This window comes from Actinomycetospora sp. (assembly GCF_036497585.1).
Lineage (GTDB): Bacteria > Actinomycetota > Actinomycetes > Mycobacteriales > Pseudonocardiaceae > Actinomycetospora.
The window spans coordinates 48,010-70,576 of the sequence record NZ_DASXJD010000124.1 but is presented as its reverse complement, the minus strand read 5'-3'; the positions used below and the strand labels follow the sequence as shown (position 1 = coordinate 70,576).

General features: G+C 75.0%; 20 protein-coding genes and 1 pseudogene. 12 read left to right on the top strand and 9 right to left on the bottom strand.

Annotated features, from left to right (window positions below; translation table 11 throughout):
* The first annotated feature begins 73 nt into the window (after positions 1-73).
* The 3 genes from VGH76_RS12585 to VGH76_RS12575 all read left to right on the top strand — a co-directional run bounded on the left by VGH76_RS12585 (position 74) and on the right by VGH76_RS12575 (position 3,413).
* Positions 74-1,675, top strand: a complete 1,602-nt coding sequence (locus tag VGH76_RS12585; protein WP_331557020.1) for a DUF7059 domain-containing protein — start codon at positions 74-76, stop codon at positions 1,673-1,675.
* Complete coding sequence (locus tag VGH76_RS12580) at positions 1,672-2,217, top strand: D-aminoacyl-tRNA deacylase (RefSeq protein ID WP_331557019.1); 546 nt, start codon at positions 1,672-1,674, stop codon at positions 2,215-2,217. Before VGH76_RS12585 ends, VGH76_RS12580 begins: the two co-directional genes overlap by 4 nt.
* Positions 2,218-2,369: 152 nt before the next feature.
* Positions 2,370-3,413, top strand: a complete 1,044-nt coding sequence (locus tag VGH76_RS12575) for a sigma-70 family RNA polymerase sigma factor (protein ID WP_331557018.1) — start codon at positions 2,370-2,372, stop codon at positions 3,411-3,413.
* 374 nt (positions 3,414-3,787) lie between these two features.
* Here VGH76_RS12575 and VGH76_RS12570 read toward each other — a convergent pair whose 3' ends face one another.
* The 4 genes from VGH76_RS12570 to VGH76_RS12555 all read right to left on the bottom strand — a co-directional run bounded on the left by VGH76_RS12570 (position 3,788) and on the right by VGH76_RS12555 (position 9,278).
* Entirely contained in the window at positions 3,788-4,279 is a 492-nt protein-coding gene (locus VGH76_RS12570; RefSeq protein ID WP_331557017.1) for a hypothetical protein, read from the bottom strand.
* A 56-nt stretch (positions 4,280-4,335) separates the two neighbouring features.
* Positions 4,336-7,011 (bottom strand): GNAT family N-acetyltransferase, encoded by a 2,676-nt coding sequence (locus VGH76_RS12565; RefSeq protein WP_414637720.1) that lies wholly within the window; start codon positions 7,009-7,011, stop codon positions 4,336-4,338.
* A gap of 66 nt (positions 7,012-7,077) precedes the next feature.
* The gene (locus VGH76_RS12560) at positions 7,078-8,244 is read right to left on the bottom strand and encodes an acetoin utilization protein AcuC (RefSeq protein ID WP_331557016.1); all 1,167 of its coding nucleotides are present in this window, start codon (positions 8,242-8,244) and stop codon (positions 7,078-7,080) included.
* A 107-nt stretch (positions 8,245-8,351) separates the two neighbouring features.
* Positions 8,352-9,278: a sulfurtransferase gene (locus tag VGH76_RS12555; protein ID WP_331557015.1), complete on the bottom strand. Its 927-nt coding sequence runs from the start codon at positions 9,276-9,278 to the stop codon at positions 8,352-8,354.
* 79 nt (positions 9,279-9,357) lie between these two features.
* Between VGH76_RS12555 and VGH76_RS12550 the strand changes: the two genes are divergently transcribed.
* The 3 genes from VGH76_RS12550 to VGH76_RS12540 all read left to right on the top strand — a co-directional run bounded on the left by VGH76_RS12550 (position 9,358) and on the right by VGH76_RS12540 (position 11,775).
* Positions 9,358-10,071, top strand: coding sequence for a metal-dependent transcriptional regulator (locus VGH76_RS12550; RefSeq protein ID WP_331557014.1), 714 nt, complete (start codon positions 9,358-9,360; stop codon positions 10,069-10,071).
* Between the two features lie 67 nt (positions 10,072-10,138).
* Complete coding sequence (gene galE / locus VGH76_RS12545; RefSeq protein WP_331557013.1) at positions 10,139-11,131, top strand: UDP-glucose 4-epimerase GalE; 993 nt, start codon at positions 10,139-10,141, stop codon at positions 11,129-11,131.
* Complete coding sequence (locus VGH76_RS12540; RefSeq protein ID WP_331557012.1) at positions 11,131-11,775, top strand: HAD hydrolase-like protein; 645 nt, start codon at positions 11,131-11,133, stop codon at positions 11,773-11,775. The genes galE and VGH76_RS12540 overlap by 1 nt, the downstream gene beginning before the upstream one ends.
* Positions 11,776-11,789: 14 nt before the next feature.
* On the opposite strand, the gene VGH76_RS12535 is transcribed toward VGH76_RS12540, so the two are convergent.
* The 3 genes from VGH76_RS12535 to VGH76_RS12525 form a co-directional block, all read right to left on the bottom strand.
* The gene (locus VGH76_RS12535) at positions 11,790-12,929 is read right to left on the bottom strand and encodes a DUF4192 domain-containing protein (protein ID WP_331557011.1); all 1,140 of its coding nucleotides are present in this window, start codon (positions 12,927-12,929) and stop codon (positions 11,790-11,792) included.
* A gap of 136 nt (positions 12,930-13,065) precedes the next feature.
* Positions 13,066-14,193, bottom strand: a complete 1,128-nt coding sequence (locus tag VGH76_RS12530) for a hypothetical protein (protein WP_331557010.1) — start codon at positions 14,191-14,193, stop codon at positions 13,066-13,068.
* A 128-nt stretch (positions 14,194-14,321) separates the two neighbouring features.
* Positions 14,322-15,113, bottom strand: a complete 792-nt coding sequence (locus VGH76_RS12525) for a hypothetical protein (RefSeq protein ID WP_331557009.1) — start codon at positions 15,111-15,113, stop codon at positions 14,322-14,324.
* Positions 15,114-15,176: 63 nt separating this feature from the next.
* Here VGH76_RS12525 and VGH76_RS12520 point away from each other — a divergent pair, with 63 nt between their 5' ends.
* The 4 genes from VGH76_RS12520 (at position 15,177) to VGH76_RS12505 (ending at position 17,692) form a co-directional block, all read left to right on the top strand.
* The gene (locus VGH76_RS12520) at positions 15,177-16,031 is read left to right on the top strand and encodes a fumarate hydratase (protein ID WP_331557008.1); all 855 of its coding nucleotides are present in this window, start codon (positions 15,177-15,179) and stop codon (positions 16,029-16,031) included.
* On the top strand, positions 16,028-16,570 hold the full coding sequence (locus tag VGH76_RS12515) for a FumA C-terminus/TtdB family hydratase beta subunit (RefSeq protein WP_331557007.1): 543 nt from the start codon (positions 16,028-16,030) through the stop codon (positions 16,568-16,570). The genes VGH76_RS12520 and VGH76_RS12515 overlap by 4 nt, the downstream gene beginning before the upstream one ends.
* Before the next feature lie 115 nt (positions 16,571-16,685).
* Positions 16,686-17,435, top strand: a complete 750-nt coding sequence (locus VGH76_RS12510) for a dienelactone hydrolase family protein (protein ID WP_331557006.1) — start codon at positions 16,686-16,688, stop codon at positions 17,433-17,435.
* On the top strand, positions 17,435-17,692 hold the full coding sequence (locus VGH76_RS12505) for a DUF6295 family protein (RefSeq protein WP_331557005.1): 258 nt from the start codon (positions 17,435-17,437) through the stop codon (positions 17,690-17,692). Before VGH76_RS12510 ends, VGH76_RS12505 begins: the two co-directional genes overlap by 1 nt.
* A gap of 16 nt (positions 17,693-17,708) precedes the next feature.
* Here the strand turns inward: VGH76_RS12505 and VGH76_RS12500 are convergent, their stop codons facing one another.
* On the bottom strand, positions 17,709-18,905 hold the full coding sequence (locus VGH76_RS12500; RefSeq protein WP_331557004.1) for a nucleotide disphospho-sugar-binding domain-containing protein: 1,197 nt from the start codon (positions 18,903-18,905) through the stop codon (positions 17,709-17,711).
* A gap of 501 nt (positions 18,906-19,406) precedes the next feature.
* Between VGH76_RS12500 and VGH76_RS12495 the strand changes: the two genes are divergently transcribed.
* Both VGH76_RS12495 and VGH76_RS12490 read left to right on the top strand, forming a co-directional pair.
* On the top strand, positions 19,407-20,057 hold the full coding sequence (locus VGH76_RS12495; protein ID WP_331557003.1) for a PadR family transcriptional regulator: 651 nt from the start codon (positions 19,407-19,409) through the stop codon (positions 20,055-20,057).
* Between the two features lie 238 nt (positions 20,058-20,295).
* On the top strand, positions 20,296-21,246 hold the full coding sequence (locus tag VGH76_RS12490; RefSeq protein WP_331557029.1) for an alpha/beta hydrolase: 951 nt from the start codon (positions 20,296-20,298) through the stop codon (positions 21,244-21,246).
* 589 nt (positions 21,247-21,835) lie between these two features.
* Here VGH76_RS12490 and VGH76_RS27995 read toward each other — a convergent pair.
* Positions 21,836-22,408: pseudogene (locus VGH76_RS27995) on the bottom strand (DUF222 domain-containing protein); the annotation flags it as partial.
* Positions 22,409-22,567: the final 159 nt, after the last annotated feature.

Sequence of the window (22,567 nt, the reverse complement as noted above, 5' to 3'; positions counted from 1 at the left end):
GCGCTGTGCCACACGTCACAAGGTCCGGGACGGTGGTGAACCGATCCCGGACGGTCTGTCCGAGACTGTCCCCGTGAGCGCACCGACCCCGGACGCCGGACCGGCCCTCGCCGCCCTGCCCGAGCTGGCCGCCCGCCTCGCCGACCCCTTCCGCGCGGCCGCGTTCACCGTCGACGGTGTCGCCGGGGCGCTCGGGGCGGACGCCGGGGCGGCGCTGGACCGCGGGGAGCCCGAACCCGCCGCGCGCGCGGTCGGCGACGCCGGCCCGCTCGCGACCCTGGTCCGCCTGTTCCTGCTCGGCGAGGCGCGACCCGCCCCCGACGTCGCGGCGGCGCTGCACCCCGTCGGTCTCGACGACGCCGTCCGCGCCGGGCTGCTGCGCCGCGACGGCGGAGCCGTGACCGCCGCGCTGGACGTGCGCCCGCACGCCGACGAGCACGGGTCCTGGTGGGTGCTCTCCGACCTCGAGCTGCGTCCCGACGACGCGGCCGGGTCGCCCGACCGGGCCCGGGAGCACGTGCTGGGCACCGGCGCGGCGTCGCTGTCGCTCGCGCGGGCCACGGTGCGCCGCCCCGTCGGGACGTTGCTCGACCTCGGCGCCGGCTGCGGGGTGCAGACCCTGCACGCGTCCGGGCACGCCGCGACGCTCACCGCCACCGACGTCTCGGAGCGGGCGCTCGCCCTCGCGCGGGCGAGCTTCGCGATCTCCGGGGTCGAGGTGGAGGTGCTCGCCGGGCCGTGGTGGGAGCCGGTCGCGGGACGGCGCTTCGACCAGGTCGTCTGCAACCCGCCGTTCGTGCCCGGCCCGCCGGAGATCGAGCACGTCTACCGCGACGCGGGTCTGGGCGGCGACGGCGCGAGCGAACTGCTCGTCTCGACGTTGCCCGCGTACCTCGCCGAGGGCGGCGTCGGGCAGCTGCTCGCCTCCTGGCTCATCACCCGGCCCGACGTCGAGGCGGCGCGGGCGGCCGGGGATCCGCACGACGGGTGGGACGCGCGCCCCCGCCGCTGGCTCGCCGCGGCCGCCGAGGCCGCCGCGCCGGGTGAGCTGGACGCGTGGGTGGTGCAGCGCGACGTCGTCGACCCCGGACTGCACGTCGGTTCCTGGCTGCGCGACGCCGGCGTCGACCCCGCCTCCCCGGCCGGGCGCGCCCGCTCCGCGCGCTGGCTCGACTTCTTCGCCGAGCACGACGTCGTCGGGATCGGCTTCGGCTTCGTGACGCTGCGGCGGACGACGTCGGGCGTGCCGGGCACGGTGGTGTGCGAGGACATGCGCCAGGCCCACGGCGACCCGCTGGGCCCCGAGGTCGAGGCCTGGCTGGACCGGGTGGCGTGGCTGCGGGGGCACGACCTGCTCGACGAGGCCCTCGTCGTCCCCCCGACGACGGCGCTCGAGCGGGGCTACACGCCGGCCGCGCCGGAGGAGGACGACGGCGGCGACCCTGCCTGGCGGCGGATCGGCGGCACGCTGGTACGTCTCGACGGGCCGCAGTGGCGCCACGACCTCGACGAGCTCGGCGAGGCGCTGCTCGCCGGGTGCCGCGGCCACCTGCCGCTGCGCGACCTCTGCGTGCTGCTCGCCCTGGCCCACGGCCGCGACGCCGGGGAGCTCACCGCCGCGGCGCTGCCCGTCGTCCGGGAGATCTTCCTGCACGGCATGGTGGTGCCGCGGTGAGGGCGGTGGTCGCCCGGGTGACCCGCGCGTCGGTGGTGGTCGCCGGAGACGCAGCGGAGCGGAGCTCGACCATCGGGACCGGAGACGCAGCGGAGCGGAGCTCGACCATCGGGACCGGCCAGACCGTCGGGGCGCTCGACGGGCCGGGGCTGCTCGTCCTGCTCGGGGTCCACCGCGACGACCCCGCCCGGGTGGGCACCGCGGACGATCCGGTGCCGGTGATGGCCCGCAAGCTGCACGAGCTGCGGATCCTGGGTCCGGGCGAGCGCAGCGACGGGGAGTGGGCGCGCGAACGGTCCTGCGCCGAGACCGGAGCGGGCCTGCTCGTGGTGAGTCAGTTCACGCTCTACGGCGAGACGCGGACGGGGCGACGACCCTCGTGGTCGGCGGCGGCACCGGGCCCGGACGCCGAGCGGCTGGTCACCGGCGTCGTCGAGGCCCTGCGCGGGCGCGGCGCCCCGGTCGCGAGGGGGGTGTTCGGTGCCGAGATGGCCGTCGAGTCGGTCAACGACGGCCCGTTCACGGTGCTCGTCGAGGTGTGACACGGGTTGCTCGCCGATGGCTCGGAACACGCGTCGGCACCGTCACAAGCGGTTAACCGGACGGTGCGCGGCGCGCGGGAACGATCGCGTCCCGCCGTGCGTTCGACCATGTGACGCGGCGCGCCAGACCAACGCCGCGCAGGGAGGATTCCATGACGGCGACACTCGCCCCGCAGCAGTCTCGTGACGCCGAGGCCGTCCTGCCCGAGTCGACCCCCGACGTCGTCCCCGAGACTACCGCGCTGCAGACCGAGGCGGAGGCCCAGAGCGACCTCGACGCCCAGAGCCCGGCTGCCGACCTCGTTCGCGTCTACCTCAACGGTATCGGCAAGACCGCTCTGCTGACGGCCGCCGACGAGGTGGAGCTCGCGAAGCGCATCGAGGCCGGCGTCTACGCGGCCCACCTGCTCGAAGACGACACGCTCGACGCGGACCGCGCCCGGGACCTCCGGGCGGTGGCCCGGGACGGTCGGCGGGCCCGTGCCCACCTGCTCGAGGCCAACCTGCGGCTCGTCGTCTCGCTGGCCAAGCGCTACACCGGCCGCGGGATGCCGCTGCTCGACCTCATCCAGGAGGGCAACCTCGGCCTCATCCGGGCCGTGGAGAAGTTCGACTACTCCAAGGGCTTCAAGTTCTCGACCTACGCGACATGGTGGATCCGGCAGGCCATCACGCGCGGCATGGCCGACCAGGCCCGGACCATCCGCCTGCCCGTCCACCTGGTCGAGCAGGTCAACAAGCTGGCCCGCATCAAGCGTGACCTGCACCAGACCCTCGGCCGCGAGGCGACCAACGAGGAGCTGGCCGAGGAGTCCGGGCTCCCGGTCGAGAAGGTCTCCGACCTGCTCGACCACAGCCGGGACCCGGTGAGCCTGGACATGCCGGTCGGCTCCGAGGAGGAGGCCCCGCTCGGGGACTTCATCGAGGACGCCGAGGCCACCGACGCCGAGTCGACGGTGATCTCCGGCCTGCTCCACGACGACATGCGCCGGGTCATCGCGACGCTCGACGAGCGGGAGCAGAACGTCATCCGGCTCCGCTACGGGCTCGACGACGGGCAGCCCCGCACGCTCGACCAGATCGGCAAGCAGTTCGGGCTCTCCCGGGAGCGCGTCCGCCAGATCGAGCGCGAGGTCATGTCGAAGCTCCGCGAGGGGGACCGCGCCCGCCGACTCAAGGCCTATGCCGCGAGCTAGGACTGCCGCGAGCTAGGACTGCCGCGAGCTGACCGGCTGCATCCCCCCGCCGCGGTCGGGGCCCGTCCGGGGTCCCGGCCGCGCCGCAGGGTTGCGCCCCGCGCCCGCCGTCGTCACCGACCGTCACCGAATCGGTGCGGAGGCGGACGATCGTGACCGCCCACCTGACTGCTTGACCCCTCCGTTCGGAGGGCGGCATGCTCTACCCACGCGCAGGCGGTGTGACCCCGGGCACGCCGGATCGGCGGTACCGCCCGCGCGTCCGGACAGGACGACCACCACGGTCGTCGGCGACGAGGGACCGGGACGGCCGGGGGCCGGCCCGGTCTCTCGGCTTTCCCCGGACCGACCGCCGGGGCCACGGGGCGGCACCGTCAGCGCACCTCGCCGGTGAGGACCACCCGGCGCGCTCCCAGGTCCTGCGCGAGCGTCACCTCGAGCGGCGGATAGCGCAGCTCGCGCGTGCAGGGGCCCGGCGAGGTCGTCGTCTGCAGCACCCGCACCGTCACCTCCTGCGCGGTCTGCTCCACCAGCTGGGCGCTCGCCTCGGTGCACCCGCCGGCGCGCCCGTAGACGCCGAGGGTCCGGGGCCCGCGGGTCCAGACCAGCGTCGGGAACCCCGGGGGCAGGCCACGGACCTCGACGCGCGAGGGATCCAGCGCCGTCGTCCCGTCGGGGGGGTCCGCGGTCAGCGGGTCGGCGGGCACGGGTGGCGTCGAGGTGCCGCCGGGCGGCGCGCCGGTGGCCACCGTCGGCGGGGTGGCTGGGTCGGGCGGCGGGGTCGCGCTCCCCGCGCACCCGGCGAGCAGCAGCGCGACCCCCAGCAGGGCCGACGGGAACAGCAGGGTCATCGGGGCGGCACGCATCGCCGCAGATTGTGGGCGGGATCGGCCGCCCCGACGACCGAATCCGCTCACATGGGCTACTCCGGCAGCCGCCGCGGCCCGGCGTCGAGGGGCCCGGGCGGCGGGCCCAGGACCGCGCGCATCGACGTCGGATGGGCGCCGCGCTCGGCGGCGAGGATCGGGTCGAGCGAGAGCGCCCGCAGCTCCGGGACGTGGTCGGCCAGCTGCCCGACGCGCAGCAGCAGGTCCTCCAGCGCCGCCAGGTCCATCGGCCGGCTGCCCCGGTAACCGTCGAGCAGTGGCGCGGCCCGCGGCGCCCGGACCAGCGTGTGCGCGTCCATCGTCGACAGCGGGGTCGCGCAGTACGCCCGGTCCCCGAGCAGCTCGGTCACCACGCCGGCGAGCCCGAACGACACCAGCGACCCGAACGACGGGTCGTCGCGCAGCTCCACGACCACCGGCAGCCCCGGCGGCACCTGGGACTGCACGTCCACCTCGGGGGAGCCGGAGAGCTGGGCGAGCTGCTGGTAGGCCGTCGCGACCGCCTCGGGGTCGGTGAGCCCGAGGCGGACCCCGGCGAGGTCGCTGCCGTGGCGCCAGGTGCGCACGACGGTCTTCAGCACCACCGTCCCGCCGAGCTCCGCGGCCACGTCCACCGCCTCCTGCGCGGAGCGGGCGCGGCGGAACGGCGCCACCCGGATGCCGACGCTCGCCAGCAGTGCGTCGGCCTGCTCGTCGGTGAGCACCGCCGCCGTCTCGAACGGCCCCCACGAGTCCACCAGCGCCCGCGCCGCGGCGAGGTCGCAGCCCGGCGGCACGACGAAGTCCCCCACCGGGCGCTGGAGCCACTGGGTGTAGCGCACGACGCGGGCCAGCGCGAGCACCGCGCGCTCCGGCGAGGGATAGGACGGGACGCTGCCGCGGGCCGGCACGTCCGCGCCGCCCGCCTCCGGCGGCGAGGGCACCACCAGGTGCTCGGGCACCCCCGCGGAGGCGAGGAACGTCGTCGTCACCGGCTTGTCCGCGCCGGTCACGACCTCGGCGAGCGCGTCGGCGTGCTCGGCGCCGTCGGTGGAGACCGGCGGGGAGAACACGATGACGAGCGCGTCGCAGCCGTCGTCCTCGAGCGCGCGCGCCGCGGCGTCGGCGAGCTCCGCCGGGTCGGCCATCGCCCCGACGTCGACCGGCGGGAACGCCAGGTGCATGCCGGTGGCGAGCGCGACGTCGGCGGCGAGCACGCCGAGCGCGCTGGAGTTCCCGACGATGCCGATGCGCGGGCCGGCGGGCAGCGGCTGGTTCGCCACGAGCAGCGCGACGTCGAAGAGCTCGTCGACCGAGCTCACCCGGATCACGCCCGACTGGTCGAACACCGCGGCGACCGAGGCGTCCTCCAGCGGCGAGGTCGATGCCGCGAGCCCCGGCGTCGCGTGCCGTCCGCTCGCGACCGCGACGACGGGCTTGCGCCGCGCCAGCCGCCGCGCCACCCGCGCGAACTTGCGCGGGTTGCCGAAGCTCTCGAGGTAGAGCAGGACGACGTCGGTGGCCGGGTCGGTGTCCCAGTACTGCATGAGGTCGTTGCCCGAGAGGTCCGCGCGGTTCCCGGCCGAGACGAAGGTGGAGAGCCCGAGCCGGCGCTGGGCGGCGGTCGCGAGGATCTGGATGCCCAGGGCGCCGGACTGGCAGAAGAACCCGACCCGGCCCGGGGGCGGCAGCTGCGGCGCGAGGGTGGCGTTGAGCCGGTACGCGGGGTCGAGGTTGACGACGCCGAGCGCGCTCGGCCCGACCACGCGCATGCCGCGCGACCGGGCCAGGGTGACCAGCTCGCGCTGCGCCGCGACGCCCGCGTCGCCGGTCTCGCCGAACCCGGAGGTGACGACGACGAGGGCCTTGACCCCCTTCGCCAGGCAGCCGTCGACCACCCCGGACACCTCGGGCGCGGGGACGGCCACGACGGCGAGGTCGACGTCGTCGGGGATGTCGAGCACCGTCGGGTAGGCCCGGACGCCGCACACGGACCGGGCCTCGGGGTTGACCGGGTAGACCGGCCCGGTGAACCCCTGGCGCAGCAGGTTCGCGAGCACGACGTGCCCGAGCTTGCCCGGGTCGACCGACGCCCCGACGACCGCGACGGAGCGCGGGTGCAGCACGTTGGCCACGCTGCGGGCCTCGGCGGCCTGTTCCCGGGCGAGCCGCACCTCGGTCGAGCGCTCGGTGGCGGCGACGTCGAACTCCAGGTGCAGCGTCGAGCCCTCGACGGCGCGCGCCACGTCGTAGCCGGCCTGGCGGAAGGTCCGGATCATGGCGCGGTTCTCGGTGAGCACCTCGGCCACGAACCGGGTGATGCCGACCTCCTCCGCCGCCGCCGCCAGGTGCTCGAGAAGGATCGACCCGAGGCCCCGGCCCTGGTGGTCGTCGCGGACGACGAACGCCACCTCCGCCGACGGGTCGTCGGGACCCAGGCGCACGTAGCGGCCGATCGCGATGATCTCGTCGCCCAGCCAGAGGACCAGGGCCACCGAGTCGTGGTGGTCGACCTCGACGAACCGCTTGAGGTCGCGCGCCGGGATCGTCGGGTACGGGCTGAAGTACCGGTAGTAGCGGGTGCGCTCGGAGAGCCGGGAGTGGAACGCGACGACCGCGTCGGCGTCGTCGGGTCTGATCGGGCGCAGGTGGGCGGTGGCGCCGTCGGCGGCGACGACGTCGGCCTCCCAGTGCCGCGGGTAGGGCGCGTCCGGTGCGGCGTGCATCGGCATCGTGGCCGCGTCCATGTCGGTGCGGTCGTCGGCGCCGGTGGTCTCGGGTGCCTGCGAGCTCATGCCTCAGTCCAGGATGTTCTGCGGTTCCAGGCCGTGCAGCGGGAACACCGCCCGGCGGGTCTCGAGGACGAAGCGGTCCACGTCCAGCTCGGTGTACCCGCCCCACGGCGTCCAGTCGGTCGGGGCGTCCTCGGTCATCGACGTGGGCAGCGGCCGCGTGGAGATCTCCGCGGCGTAGGAGGTCCAGGAGGCCGGGATCGAGCGGTCGGGGTCGAGGTCGCGGTCGAGCACCGTCGCGAGCAGGTGGGTCCAGGAGCGGGGCACGCCGCGGACGAGGTTGTAGCCGCCGCCCCCGAGGGCGAGCCACTTGCCGCCCGCGTGCTCGTCGGCGAGGTCGCGGCACGCCCGGTAGATCGCGCGGTGCCCGTCGACGGTGAGCGAGAGCTCGGCCAGCGGGTCCTCGTGGTGGGTGTCCGCACCGCACTGCGTGACGAGGACCTGGGGCTCGAAGGCCCGCAGCAGCGACGGCACCACGGCGTGGAAGGCGCGCAGCCACTCGCGGTCGCGGGTGCCCGGCGGCAGCGGCAGGTTCACCGAGGTCCCGGCGGCGGCGCCCTCCCCCAGTTCGGAGGCGAAGCCGGTGCCGGGCCAGAGGGTGCGCGGGTGCTGGTGCATCGAGATCGTCATGACCCGCGGGTCGTTCAGGAACGCCGCCTGGACGCCGTCGCCGTGGTGCACGTCGGTGTCGAGGTAGGCGATGCGGGTGTAGCCGTGGTCGAGCAGCCAGGAGATGGCGATCGCGCAGTCGTTGTAGATGCAGAAGCCCCACGCGTGGTCGCGCATCGCGTGGTGGAGCCCGCCGGAGAGGTTGACCGCGCGGTCGGCCCGGCCCTCGGCGATCTCCCGCGCGGCCGCGATCGAGCCGCCGGCGACGAGGGCGGCCGCGTCGTGCATGCCCTCGAAGATCGGGTTGTCCATGGTGCCGAGCTGGTGAAGGGGGTCGTCGCCCTCGCGTGGGGCGCGCCGCACCGCGTCGAGGTAGGACGCCACGTGGACGCGCTCGAGCTCCTCGTCGGGCGCCGGGTCGGGGATCAGCGGCTCGATCCCGTCGAGCACGCCGAGCCCGCGGGCGAGCCGCATCGTGAGGTCGAGCCGCACCGGGTGCAACGGGTGGTCGGTCGAGAGCTTGTAGGCGAGCAGGGCCTCGTCCCAGACCACCGTGGTGCGCATGGGCCCGACGCTACCGAGGACCCGTTCCGAGCGAAGGTGCCCTTCGGTCCGGACAGCGGGCGGTGGGTCCCTTCGCCCGAAACGGGGCGGGACCGGGCCGGGGGGCGTCACGCGCCGGTGGCCACCGGCCGCTTCGCGGCGCACCAGTTCGACCAGGAGCCCACGTAGAGCGCCACCGGGTCCTCCGGCGGGCGCAGCCCCGCGATCTCGGCGGCGAGCACGAGCATCGTCGCGCTGACCCCGGAGCCGCAGTACGCGCCGACGGGTCCGGTCTCGCCCACGACCCCGCGCAGCGCCTCCGCCAGCTCGTCGGCGGGCCGCCACCGGCCGTCGTCGGCGAGCAACGAGCCGGCCGGGAGGTTGGCCGCGCCCGGGACGTGGCCCGCGACCGGGTCGATCGGCTCGGTCTCCCCGCGGAAGCGCTCCGGGGCCCGCGCGTCCAGCAGCACCCCGCGGTCCGCGACGTCGGCCGCGGCGTCGGCGGTGAGCACCGGCATCGCGCCGGCCGTGACCGCGATCGCGCCCGGCCGGCGGGCGCCGCCGGACTCGGTGGAGGTCTCCCCGCCGGCCTTCGTCCACGCGTCGAGCCCGCCGTCGAGCACGCGGACCCGCTCCGGGGCCAGGCCCGCCCAGCGCAGCACCCACCACGCCCGCGCGGCGGCCATGCCGTCGCCCGCCCCGACGCCGTCGTACACCACGACCGGGCTCTCCGACCCGATCCCGGCGCGGCGCAGCGTGGTCTGCAGGTCGTCGGGGTCGGGCAGCGGGTGGCGCCCGGCCGGGCCGGGCGGGCCCGCGAGGTCGGTGTCGACGTCGAGGAACACGGCACCCGGCACGTGCCCGGCGTCGAAGTCGGGCTCGCCGACGGGGTCGGGGCGCCGGCGCGGCTTGCGGCCCTTCGGCGGCGGGACCAGACGCCAGCGGACGTCCAGCACGACGGGACGCCCCTCGGTCCCGGCCGGGCCGTCGGCGAGCTCGGAGATCAGGTCCGGGGCGGCGACGAGCGGCGTCGCGGTGGTCGGCACGCACTCCATCGTGCCCCGGCCGTCGCCGCGCCGCGTCCACGGTGTCGGGTCCCTCGGTAGGATCGGGCACGGGACGGAAGGGGTGGGGATGAACGACCTCATCGACACCACGGAGATGTACCTGCGCACCATCTACGAGCTCGAGGAGGAGGGCGTCACGCCGCTGCGCGCGCGGATCGCCGAGCGCCTCGAGCAGAGCGGCCCGACGGTGAGCCAGACGGTCGCCCGGATGGAGCGCGACGGCCTCGTGCACATCGCCGGGGACCGCCACCTCGAGCTCACCCCCGAGGGGCGGGCCAAGGCCGTCTCCGTCATGCGCAAGCACCGCCTCGCCGAGCTGCTGCTGGTCAACGTCATCGGCCTGGAGTGGGAGCACGTCCACACCGAGGCGTGCCGCTGGGAGCACGTCATGAGCGAGGCCGTCGAGAAGAAGGTCTTCGCGCTGCTCGGGGAGCCGTCGGTCTCCCCCTACGGCAACCCGATCCCGGGGCTCGAGGAGCTGCGCGGCGGGCTCACCGAGCTCCCCACCCGCACCCCGACCCCCGACGAGGCCGGCCTGGTCCGCCTCGACGAGTTCGCCCGGTCCGGCGGCGGCAAGGTCGTCATCCGCCGGATCGCCGAGCACGTGCAGCTCAACGAGTCCCTCATGGCGGGCCTGAAGACCGCGGGTGTGCTGCCGGGCAGCGACGTCGAGGTCACGGGCATCCCCCGGTTCGGGGACGCGGTGAACGTCGGCCACGCCGGGCAGCGCTCCGACGTCGACCCGCTGGTGGCGCACGCGGTGCTCGTCCGCGCGGTCTGATCGTCCCCGCGGCTCGCCGTCCCCGCCGCTCACCGTCCGCACAGCGGCGTGCGACAGACTCGTGCTCATGAAGCTGCTCGTCACCGGAGGCGCCGGCTACGTCGGCAGCGTGTGCACCGCCCACCTGCTCGCGGCCGGCCACGAGGTCACCGTCCTGGACGACCTCTCCACCGGGCACCGTGACGCCGTCCCGGATGCCGCCGCGTTCGTCGAGGGCGACGTCGCCGCCGCGGCGGGCGACGTGCTGGGCTCCGGCGAGTTCCGCGGCGTGCTGCACTTCGCGGCGCGCTCGCTGGTCGGCGAGTCGGTGGTGGACCCGGCGAAGTACTGGCACGGCAACGTGGTCACCTCGGTCGCGCTGCTCGACGCCGTCCGCGCCCACCGGGTCCCGCGGCTGGTGTTCTCCTCCACCGCCGCCACCTACGGCGAGCCGGAGACCAGCCCGATCACCGAGGACTCCCCCACCCGCCCCACCAACCCCTACGGCGCGACGAAGCTCGCCATCGACCACGCCATCGCCTCCTACGCCGCGGCCTCGGGCGGGGAGCTCGGGGCGGTGTCGCTGCGCTACTTCAACGTCGCGGGCGCGCACCGCCCGGCCGAGGGCCCGATGCTCGGCGAGCGGCACACCACCGAGACCCACCTCATCCCCCTCGTGCTCCGGGTCGCCCTCGGCGAGCGCGATCACGTCTCGATGTTCGGCGACGACTGGCCCACCCCCGACGGCACCTGCGTGCGGGACTACATCCACGTCGACGACCTCGCCGCCGCCCACCTGCTCGCGCTGGAGCACGCCGAGGCGGGCGGGCACCTGGTGTGCAACCTCGGCAACGGCACCGGGTTCTCGGTCCGCGAGGTGGTCGAGGCCTGCCGGCGGGTGACCGGGCACCCGATCCCCGCGGTCGTCGCGCCGCGGCGGGCCGGGGACCCCGCCGTGCTCGTCGCGTCCGCCGAGCGCGCCCGGACCCGCCTGGACTGGACGCCGCGGCGCGGCGATCTCGACGGCATCGTCGCCGACGCCTGGGCCTTCGCCCGGGCCGCCCGGGTGGGAGCCGCCTGATGCTGGTCCTCTTCGACCTCGACGGGACCCTCGTCGACTCCGGCCCCGGCATCCAGACGTCGGTCCGGCACGCCGCCGGCGCCGTCGGGATCCCCGAGCCCACCCCGGAGCAGCTACGCCTGCTGATCGGGCCGCCGTTCCCCGCCGCGTTCCGGGACGTGCTCGGGGTCGACGGGCCGACCGGCGACGCGATGATGACGGCCTACCGCGAGGTGTACGGCGCGAGCGGGATGTTCGACGTCTCGCTCTACGAGGGCGTCACCGACGCGCTCGACGAGCTCCTCGACCGCGGCGACGTCCTCGCCGTCACCACCAGCAAGCCCGCCCCCTATGCCCGCGAGGTCGTGGCGCACCTGGGTCTCGTCGAGGCCTTCGCCGGCGGGGTGCACGGCGCCGCGTTCGACGGCAGCGTCGAGGGCAAGGCGGCCGTCGTCGGGCTGGCGCTGGCGCAGCACGGTGGCGGCCCCGTCGTCGGGCTGGTCGGCGACCGTCACAACGACGTCGAGGGCGCCCGCCGTCACGGCCTGCCCTGCCTCGGCGTCTCGTGGGGCTTCGGGGGCCGCGCGGAGCTCGAGGCGGCGGGCGCGGCCGCCGTCGTCGACAAGCCCGCCGAGATCCCGGCCGCCCTCGCCGAGCTGGGCTGAGCCGGGCCCGCCCCTCACGCCGCCAGCCTCGCGCCCGCCTCAGCGGACGCCCCGGCCACCATCTCCCGGACGTCGGCCGGGTCCATGCCCGCCGCGACGATGCTGCCGAGCAGCCGGCTGAGCTGGTGGCCCGGATCGGCGTCCATCGCGCGCACGAGCGCCGTCGTCAGGGTCGCACCGCCGCCGTGGTCCAGGGTGGCGAACGCCAGCAGGGTGGCGGGCTCGGCGACCTCCGGGGCGGGTACCGCGCGCATCAGCAGCGTCCACAGCTGCCAGGCGTGGTCGGGGTCGACCGCGTCGTCGTGGCCCGCGGCGAAGCCCAGGCACACGTCGCGCACCCGCGGGTCGCACAGCGCGACCGCGAGCCGCGCGATCTCGTCCTCGGTGAGCACCACCCCGCGCCCGACCTCGGCGGCCGCGTGCCGCACCGCGTCGAGGTCGCGGCGGGCGGCGGCGAGACCGGAGAGCTCCCGGTCGGTCAGCGCGGCCTGGTGCGCGTCGTCCACGAGCTCCCGGCGGCGGCGCGCACCGGCCGCGGGATCGGGGGCGAGGGACGCGTCCACCTCGGCCCGCGAGCCGTAGGTGACCCGCCCGGTCGCTGCGGTCTCGGCGGCGGCGAGGGTGCCGGTCGGGTCGGCCAGGACGCCGGTGCAGCCGCAGTCGTCGTAGCAGCGCCAGAGGGCGCCCGCCGCGACCCGTGCCGTCCAGACCGCGCTGGTCACGGGCACCCCGATCGCGGCGAACGCCTCGGTCAGCGCGTCGACGAGCCCGCCGTGCGGTGGTCGCCCGACCGGGTCGGCCTCGGAGACGACGACCACGACCAGCGAGTCGGGCACCGCAGGACCCAGCCGCTGCACGATCGCGTCGGTCAGCACCCGGTCGATCTCCGCGCGTTCCGGCGCATCGGCGGCGGCGACCAGGTCGATCCGGGCCATGCCGCCGACCCGGGAGCGGGCACCGCGCCGGTGCATCGCGACCGCGATCACCGACTCCTCCGGGACGAACCCGAGCATCGAGGGCAGCGACGCGACGAGGTCCCCGGGGCCGCCGAGCTTCACCACCACCTCGTCGTCGGGCGGGGGCTGGGAGGGACGCGGCGCGGACCGGGGCGAGGAGGACCGGGGGGCGCGGCGGACGCGCTTGCGGGAGCTCATGTTCCTTCGAGGAGGGCCGCCCGGCTCCCGTTCCACGGATCACCCGGACGGCCGTACCCGGCCCGTGGGTGCCTTCGGCATGTGAGCACTAATCCGTGTCATGACACGGATTTGTGCTCACATGCGCGAAGCGCACCTAGCTCCCGGTCGGGAAGCGCAGCAGCGCGCCGACGTTGTCGGTGAGCTCCGCGCCGGCGCCGAGCACCGCGATGTCGCCGCCCATCGCCCCGGTCGCCCGGACCAGGACCTGCTCGGCCGGCCGCGCGACCGGCTCCGCGTCCGAGATCGAGCTCAGGTTGGCGGGGTCGGTGGAGAGCGCCTCCGGGCTGTCGCCGACGTAGAGCTCGCCGGGCACCGGGTGCGCGTCGACGAGGATCAGCGTCGCGATCGCCCCGGTCCGGGCGGCCTCGAGGACCGGCTCGAGGCCCTCGGCGGCGTTGGCGTGACCCTTGGCCTCCTGGAACTGCTGGTCGATCGCAGTCTCGCGCTCGGTCGCGAACCGCCCGACCTCGTTGAGCAGGGCCTCCTCGAGCGCGTCCTCGCTCGCCCCGGCGGCCCGGCTGCCGGCCTCGACCTCGCGGGTGATCTCGAGGAGCCCCTTGGGCATCTCGGTGCGGACGACCTCGCGACCGCTGACCTCGCCCGCCAGGACGATCAGTTCGGGCCGGAACGACGAGACCGCCGACTGCACGCCCTTCACGACGTCCGCGGCGTTCTGGTACGCGGCCTCGGCGTGACGGCGCTGGCGGTGCTTGTGGGCGTTCCCGCCCTCGCGCGGCTTGTGCACCGACTCGACCGCGGAGCCGCGGATCGTCTCCTCGTCCAGCTCGCGCGCGCCCTCGACGTTCGAGGCGACGAGCTGGTGGACGTCGCCACCGGTCTGGTCGGCCACGACGAGCAGCACGCGCACCGAGCCGGACTGCGACCGGTAGTACGCGCCGAGCTCGGGCAACGGGGACCACGTGGCGGAGTCGCCCGAGCGGTCGACGCCCTCCACGGCCTCGTCGAACAGCACGCCGTCGGCCGACGCGACGACCACGCGGCCGTACGCGTTCAGGTCGCCGCCGGCGGTCGAGGAGAACAACTCGTCCAGCGCCGCGATCGTCTTGTCGTCGGCCCCCTGCTCCGAGAGCGAGTCCGAGAGCCCGCGCCAGCGCAGTTCGGTCTGCTTGGCCGCGTTCTCGCCGGGGTTCGTCGCCTCCAGGTAGACCGTCGCGAACGGCCCCTGCCGTTCGAAGAGATCCCTCGTGCGCGACAGGTCCATCCGGTCTTCCTCCTTCTCGCCGCGCCCGCTGGGGTGAGCGCGGATGCCTTCGGTTCTCGCGGGGAGCGGTACCCGGTCGACCCGGGGCACCATGCGCGTCCGAGCGGGTACGTCCTGGGCGAGGTGGTTCACCAGCCACGCAGGTCGACCGGCCAGGTGTCGAGGACCTCGCCGTCGCGCACCAGGTGCATGCGTTCGTGCAGGGCGGCCGTCGGGTCGATGTGGGCGGGTACGACGAGCACGTGGTCGCCGACGCGGGCTGGCTCGGTGCCGGCGTCGGCCGCGAACGTCACGTGCTCGTCGGAGCGGAACCAGACGTGACCTCCCCCCGTCGCTCCGCTCGCCCCAGGAGCACTGGCGATCGACGGATTGCCGTGGTCCATCCCCAGCGCCTTGAGCCCGACGTCGGCCACCGCGTACGCGGGCATGTCCGGGCCCGCCGCGGACGCCGACACCACCGTCCCGAGCACGTGCAGCGCCTGCCGGTACCCGACCCCCGCCGCCGTGTACGCCGAGTCCATCAGCGCGTACGACCCGGCCGGCATCTCGGTGACCCACGTGTTCACCGCCGAGGTCCCGGTCCCGCCGCCCGAGACGACGTCGCCCCCGACGTCGGCGTGCGCCGCCAGCAGCCGCGCCATGCACTCCCCGGTGAGCCGCGCCCGTTCGGCGACGTCGGGCAGGGCCTGCAGGTGCCCCTCGTAGCCCATGACAGCGGCCTGCCGGTGGGCCAGCGCCGTCGTCTTGTGCGCCTTGACGTGCGGGCGGAGCGTGGCGCCGGGCCTCCGGGCGGCCATGTCGGCGAGGTTGGCCTCCAGCGCGTCGGCGTCGACGACGAGCGCGGGCGTCTGCCGGTCAGCGAGGTGGGGCACCGCGGATCCGAGCGAGGTGGGCGTTGGTGCGGCCGGTGCCGCCTCCACGGGGTCAGCCTCTGGCGTGTGTCACGTGGTGCACGACGACGGCGGGTGCGGTAGGCCTGGCACGTGCCCGAACTGCGGACGGTCGACGTCGCCGAGGTCGAGGCGGTCGTACGGAAGCTCTGCGTGGAGACCAACCACGCGCTGCGCGCCGACCACGTCGCGGCCCTCGAGCGCGGGCGGCTGGCCGAGGAGTCGCCGACCGGGCGCGAGGTGTTCGGCCGGCTGCTCGAGAACGCCCGTGTCTCCGCGGCCGAGCAGATCGCGTTCTGTCAGGACACCGGGTACGCGGTGGTGTTCCTGACGATCGGGCAGGACGTGCACTTCACCGGCGGCTCGCTGGCCGAGGCGATCGACCGCGGGGTCGCCGAGGGCTACCGCGACGGGTACCTGCGCGCCTCGCTCGTCCGCTCCCCCGTCGACCGCGTCAACACCGGGGACAACACGCCGGCGATGGTCCACTACGACCTCGTGCCGGGCGGCGGCATCGAGCTGACGCTGCTGGTCAAGGGCGCGGGCTGCGACAACATGTCGGCGCTGCGGATGCTCACCCCGGCGGCCGGGGTCGAGGGCATGAAGCGCTTCGTGGTGGAGACGATCGAGAAGGCGGGACCGTCGGCCAGCCCGCCGGTGACCGTCGGGATCGGGATGGGCGGCACCTTCGACGGCGCCGCGGTGCTGGCCAAGTGGGCGCTGACGCGCGATCCCACCGGCTCGCCGTCGCCGGACCCGGAGCTGGCCGAGCTGGAGGCGGAGCTGGTCGACGCGATCAACGCCACCGGGATCGGCCCGGCCGGGTTCGGCGGGACGGTGACGACGGTGGCCGTGCACGTCGAGGCCTACCCGACCCACATCGCCGCGTTCCCCGTGGCGATCAACCTCGACTGCCACTCCCACCGGGTGCGGAGCGTGACCCTGTGACGACGTCGCTGTCGCTCCCGCTCGAGGACCCGGCCTCGCTGCACGCCGGCGACTCCGTCCTGCTGAACGGGATCGTCTACACCGCGCGCGACGCCGCCCACGCCCGCTTCGCCGAGGCGCTGTCGGTCGGCGAGGACCTCCCGTTCGAGGTCGAGGGCGCCACGATCTACTTCGTCGGCCCCACCCCGGCCCGCCCCGGCCACGTCATCGGCTCGGCCGGCCCCACCACCGCCAGCCGCTGCGATGCGTACTCCCCGATGCTCGTCGAGCGGGGACTGCGGGCGATGATCGGCAAGGGGCGGCGCAGCCAGGACGTCAAGGACTCGATGCGCAGCCACGGCTGCGTCTACTTCGGCGCGATCGAGGGCACCGCCGCACTGCTCTCCCGCTGCATCACGAGCGCCGAGATCGTCGCCTACGAGGACCTGGGCGCCGAGGCGGTCCGCCGCCTGACGATCGAGGACTTCCCGGCCCTCGTCGTCAACGACACCCACGGCGGCGACCTCTACGACGACGGCCCGGCGCGCTGGCGCCGTTGACCTCCGGTACGCAAACGGGACGCGCGTCGCCCCGGCCCTGCCCCGCCGTCGCCGAAGTGCTCTGATCGACCGGGAGAGCGGTGCCGCCGGCACCGACGAGGAGGGAGTGCTCGCCATGAAGTACGACGCCGTCCTGGCCGAGACGGTCGGCATCACGGGACACGGCGGCGACCTCATCGAGGCCTACACCGCGCGTCCGATGGACGCCGCCCCGCACAGCGGCATGATCGTCATCCACCACATGCCGGGCTACGACGCGGGGACCAAGGAGATCACCCGTCGTTTCGCGACGATGGGCTACTCCGCGATCTGCCCGAACCTCTACACCCGCGAGGCCCCCGACGCCGACCCCGACGATGCCGCCGCCACCGCGCGCGCCAACGGCGGGGTGCCCGACGAGCGCTTCGTCGGCGACGCGGGCGGGGCGGCGGCCTGGCTGCGGGCGCTGCCGAACGCGACGGGCAGGGTCGGCGTCATCGGCTACTGCTCGGGCGGGCGCCAGGCGGTGCTCACCGGCATCGAGGTCGACGTGCAGGCGGCGGTCGACTGCTACGGCGCCTTCGTCGTCGGGACCCCGCCGGAGGGCTTCCCGCTGCAGGTCTCCCCGCTGGCCGACCGCATCGGCGAGCTCGGCGCGCCCCTGCTCGGCCTGTTCGGCAACGACGACTCCTACCCCTCGCCCGACCAGGTCGACGAGCTGGAGAAGCTGCTGCAGCACCACGGCAAGACCTACGAGTTCCACCGCTACGACGGCGCCGGGCACGCGTTCTTCTCCGTCGACCGGCCCGCGTACCGCCCCGAGGCCGCCGTCGACGCCTGGCAGAGGATCGAGTCGTTCCTCGGCACCCACCTCGGAGCCGCCTGATGTGCACGTACTCCACCGAGAAGGTCGCCCTCGCCCGCTCGTCGGGGAAGACCCGCGACGGCTGGCAGGCCATGTCCGAGGCGACGGTCTACTACGACCACCCGGTGCACGCTCCCGACGCGCACACCGTGAACATCGACTTCCTGGCCCCGGACCGCGGGCCGGCGTCGCGCATCGCGGTCGAGCTCTCGCTCGACTCGGCCCGCGAGCTCCTCGCCGCCCTGCAGACGACGGTGGAGCGCGCCGCCTTCCACTGAGTCAGGACAACTGGGTTCAGGACAGCGCCGCCTCGACGCGCTCGAGGACGGCGGCCGGGCTGGGCTGGGTGGCCATCTCCGCCCGGACCTGCGCGGCCGCCGTCGTGAACGCCTCGTCCGCCAGGAGCCGCCCCACCGAGAGCCGCACCGTCGCGACGTCGAGCGTGGCCGGGTCGTGCGAGAGGCCCACCCCGCGCTCGGCGACCCGCGCCGCGGCCAGCGGGTTGTCGGCGAACGAGGGCAGCACGAGCTGCGGGACGCCGTAGTAGAGCGGCGCCGCCGTGGAGCCCGAGCCGCCGTGGTGGACGATCGCGGCGCACGTCGGGAGGAACGCCGACAGCGGCAGGTAGCCGACGGACCGCACGTTCGCCGGAAGCGTCCCGAGCCCGGTGAGGTCCGCGGTCCCGGCGGCGAGGACCACCTCGAGGTCCATCCCGCCCAGCCCCTCGAGCACCACCGCCAGGGAGCTGAGCCCGCTCACGGCGGGCACGACGGTGCCGAGGGTGACCGCGACGCGGGGCCGCTCGGGACGGTGCAGCGCCCAGTCCGGCACGAGGGTGCCGCCGTTGTAGGGCACGAACCGCATCGGCCACCAGGGCGCGCCGTCGCGCTCGTCGTGGGTGACTTCGTCAGCGGCCAGCCCGCCCATGCTGGGTGCCCGGGGGTCGATCCGGGCGACGGGCACCGGGGTACCGGCGATGCCGAGTTTGCGCCGGACGATCTCGTGGATCTCGGGGTCGCCGAAGCCGTCGTGACCGGTGCGCCAGTCGACGTCGCGCATCGACCACGACACCCGGTTCCCGACCTCGAGCGCCGGGACCCCGAGCGCCGCGGCGGTGAGCATGCCCGCAGCGTGGTCGGAGGGGTAGGCGGCGAGGTCGGCCCCGAAGGCGCGGCCCGCCTCGACGGTGCCCCCGGTCATCGTCACGGTGAAGAGCCCGAAGGGGTTCCCGGCCTTCGCCGCCAGCCGGTACTCCTCGGGGAGGTCGTCGGCGGGCTCGCCGCCGCCCATCACCCGAGCCATGAGGTCGGCCCACACGTCGCGGTCGGGGTACACGTCGTGCACCGGGAGCCCGGCCGCCGGCCCGACGGTGGCCATCTCCGACGTCGTCGCCAGCAGCACCTCGTGCCCGGCCGCGCGGGCCGCCCAGACCAGCGGGACCAACGGCAGCGTCAGTCCGTACCCCGGGGCCGAGGCGAAGAGGATCCTCACGGCGACGAGCCTGTCAGAAGGGCGACGGCCCCTTGCTCGGTGGCAGCAACGGCACGTTCCTGGCGTCCGACGTCAGAAGGGCGCCGCTCACTCGTGGGCGGCCGGTCGCCACCGTGGCAGCAACGGCACGTTCCTGGCGTCCGACGTCAGAACGGCGACGCTCACCCATGACCTCGGTGTGATACAGACCACTTTGCTCGGCGACAGTTAACGATATATCGTTGAACCATCGCCGACAGCCGGCGGTACATCAACGAAGGGAACATCCACATGTTCACCAACCACGAGCGCCCCGAGTGGACGCAAGGAAAGCGCGGCCCGGGTGGGCCGCAGGCGCATCGAGGCGAGCCCGGCGGGCCACGTCGCGGTGCACGCCGACGGGGTGGCCCGTTCGGCAGGGACTTCTCCGACTTCGGACCGCCCTTCGGTGGCCCGTTCGGCCCCGGGGGACCCCGTGGCCGCGGACGCGGGCGCGGCCCGGAGGACGAGGAGGCCGTCCAGGTGCCCGGTGAGGACCCGGGTCCCGGGTTCCCCGGCCCGTGGGGCCCGGGTGGGCCGCGCGGTCGTCGTGGCGGTCCGGGTGGTCGCGGACGCGGCCGTGGCCCGGGTGGCCGTGGCGGCCCGCGCCGACGCTCGCGGGGCGACGTCCGCCTCGCGATCCTCGCCCTGCTGCGCGAGGAGCCGCGGCACGGATACCAGATCATCCAGGAGATCGCCGAGCGTTCGGGCGGTTCCTGGAAGCCCAGCCCGGGCTCGGTCTACCCGACCGTCTCCCAGCTGGCCGACGAGGGCCTGGTCCACACCGAGAAGGAGTCCGGCCGCACGGTCGTGCACCTGACCGAGGAGGGCAAGCGCTGGACCGAGGAGCACGCCTCCGAGCTCGACGCGGTGTGGTCGCAGGTCGAGGCGGGTGCGGACGACGGGTTCACCGCGCTCCGCACCGCGGGACGAGGACTGGCCGGCGCGGTCGCGCAGGTGGCCCAGGTCGGCACCGCGGAGCAGGTCACGCAGGCCACGGGCATCCTCGACGAGGCCCGGCGGCGGCTCTACCTGCTGCTCGCCGAGGTCGACGCCACTCCGGCCGACGAGACCGGCGGCGACGACGAGCCACGCGACGACGGGCCGGAGGGCTCGGCCGCAGGGACCTCGTGACCGCCGACCGCGCCGCCACGTCGGCGCAATCTCCCCGTCACCGGACGTCACACGGCGCTCCTACGCTCGATCTTCCGTGGCCCCCAATCGGATCGGGTCCGGAGAGGAGCACGAGGTGCTGGGTCGACGTCCGGGGCGGGGAGCCCCGCCGGCGCCCGGTCCGGTCGCACGCCCGGTCGCCGGTGAGCGCTGGGCGCTGCAGTACCGGACCGTCCACGGGTACCGGCGGGCGTTCCGCATGGCCGGGTCCGGCCCCGTCCTGCTGCTGATCCACGGGATCGGCGACGATTCCTCGACCTGGGGGCCGGTCCTCGACGACCTGGCCCGCGACCACACCGTCCTCGCCCCCGACCTCCTCGGCCACGGTGGCTCCGACAAGCCCCGCGGCGACTACTCGATCGGCGCCTACGCCAACGGTATGCGGGACCTGCTCTCGGTCCTCGACATCGACCGCGCGACCCTCGTCGGGCACTCCCTCGGCGGTGGCGTCGCCATGCAGTTCGCCTACCAGTACCCCGAGCGCACCGAGCGCCTCGTGCTGGTCGGCGCCGGCGGCGTCGCCCAGTCCGTGACCCCCGCGCTGCGGGCCGCGTCGCTGCCGCTCGCCGACCTCGTGCTGCCGATGCTGCGCTGGCCCGGCGTCCGCTTCCCGACCGAACTGGTCCTGCGCACGCTGCAGGCCCTCGACACGTCGCTGGGTCGGGACGCCGAGGACCTCGTCCGCCTCGTCGACGCCCTGCCCGACGCGACCAGCCGCTCCGCGTTCCTGCGGACCCTGCGCGCGGTCGTCGACTGGCGCGGGCAGGTGGTGACGATGCTCGACCGCTGCTACCTGACGGCGGGCATGCCCACGCTGCTGGTCTGGGGCGCCGACGACATGGTCGTCCCGGTGGAGCACGGCCGCACCGCGCACGCCGCGATGCCCGAGAGCCGCCTCGAGGTGTTCGAGCGGGCCGGGCACTTCCCGTTCCACTCCCACCCGCAGCGCTTCCTCACCGTCCTGCGGGAGTTCCTCGCGACCACGGAGCCCGCGCACTGGAGCCCCGCCGAGTGGCGTGAGCTGCTGCGCACCGGGCGTGAGAAGGCTCCCGACGACGAGCCACCGGCACCCGCCGCGCTTCCCCCGGCCTGGTCGATACCTCCCGCCCCGGCCGAGACGGTGGCCGGTCGGAACGGTCACGCCCACTGACGGTGGGTCCGAGCCGTGGGGCGTGAACATCAGGGCCCGGCACGGCTGGTGTAGGTGTGTCCGGTAGGGGTGGTGGTCCGGACGGTGTGGGGTTCGTCGCCGAGTCCGTCGTGGACGGTGTGGAGCTGCCAGCCGGGCATCTCGCGGACGTAGTTGCCGCGGGCGCATACTCCGCGGCCGTTGGCCAGGCTGGTCGGCCCGCCGGCGCGGAAGGGCCGGATGTCTGGTCGTGAATCAGGGGAGCACGCCGATAGGGTATGGGGGCGTCGCAGGAGGAATCCGGGCAACGGCCGTGATCACGCAGGTCGATCAGCGTGGCGAGGAACCCGTCGAACCGGCGCAGTTTCGGGTCGCCGCCGACCAGGGTGCCGTTCGTGGGGTGGGTGAACAGCCGCCGCCACCACCGCTTGCCCTGCGTGCTGGCCAGGAGGTCGCGCACGATCCCGCCGGGCAGCGGCCCGTGCCCGACCAACTCCCCGGGGGTCTCGTCGTCGGGGTCGAGCAGGGCGTCGAGGGGCAGCACGATCCCCACCTCGACGTCCACGTCGGCGGCTGCGGCTTGTCCGGTGACACGTTCGACGAGGGTGTCGGCGACGAGCTGGTCGCGGGTGCGGCCGTCGGTGTCCCCGGAGGCGATCAACGAGTCGGCGTGTTTCCGCAGCGCGGCCAGGCACGCCACCCCCTGCTCGACCGGCAGCAGCCCGGAGAGCACGGCCATGGTGTCCGGCGCCGGACGCAACGTCACCCGACGATCCTTGCGGGCGGTGCGGCCGCGGGCGGTGAACCCGGCCCGGTCGGCCTCGTAGGCCTGCTTCTTCACCGTGGCCTCGGCCTCGCGCAATCCTTGGTTCTCGAGGCCGGCCTCGGCGAGCTGCTTGTCGACCAGTCGGCGCTGCTCGGGCTCGAGGTGACTCGTCAGCGACACGATCGTCTCCGCGAGCCGCTCGGGAATCCGCCCCGCCGTCAGCAGCGCCCGCGTGGCCGGGAGATCGATGTGCAGGGCGCGGGCCACCCCCAGCCGGCGGGAGCCGGTGACCGGGGAGACGTGGCAGGCCAGCCCGATCTGGTCGGCCACACCGCGACCCAGCGTGCGCGGGTCCAGCCGACCTGCGGCGACCTGAGCGGACTGGACCTCGACCTGGGTGCGGGCGAACGCGACCATGGCGGTGTGCTGCGCCGCCGCGAGCGAGGACCGCATGCGTTCCAGGACGGCGATCCGATCGACCAAGGCGGCGCCGCCGTCGGCGGCGGGATCGGTTGCGGCGTCGGCGAGTTCGGCGAGGCGCGCGAGCAGCGCGGTCAGCTCGGCGCTGACCGCGTC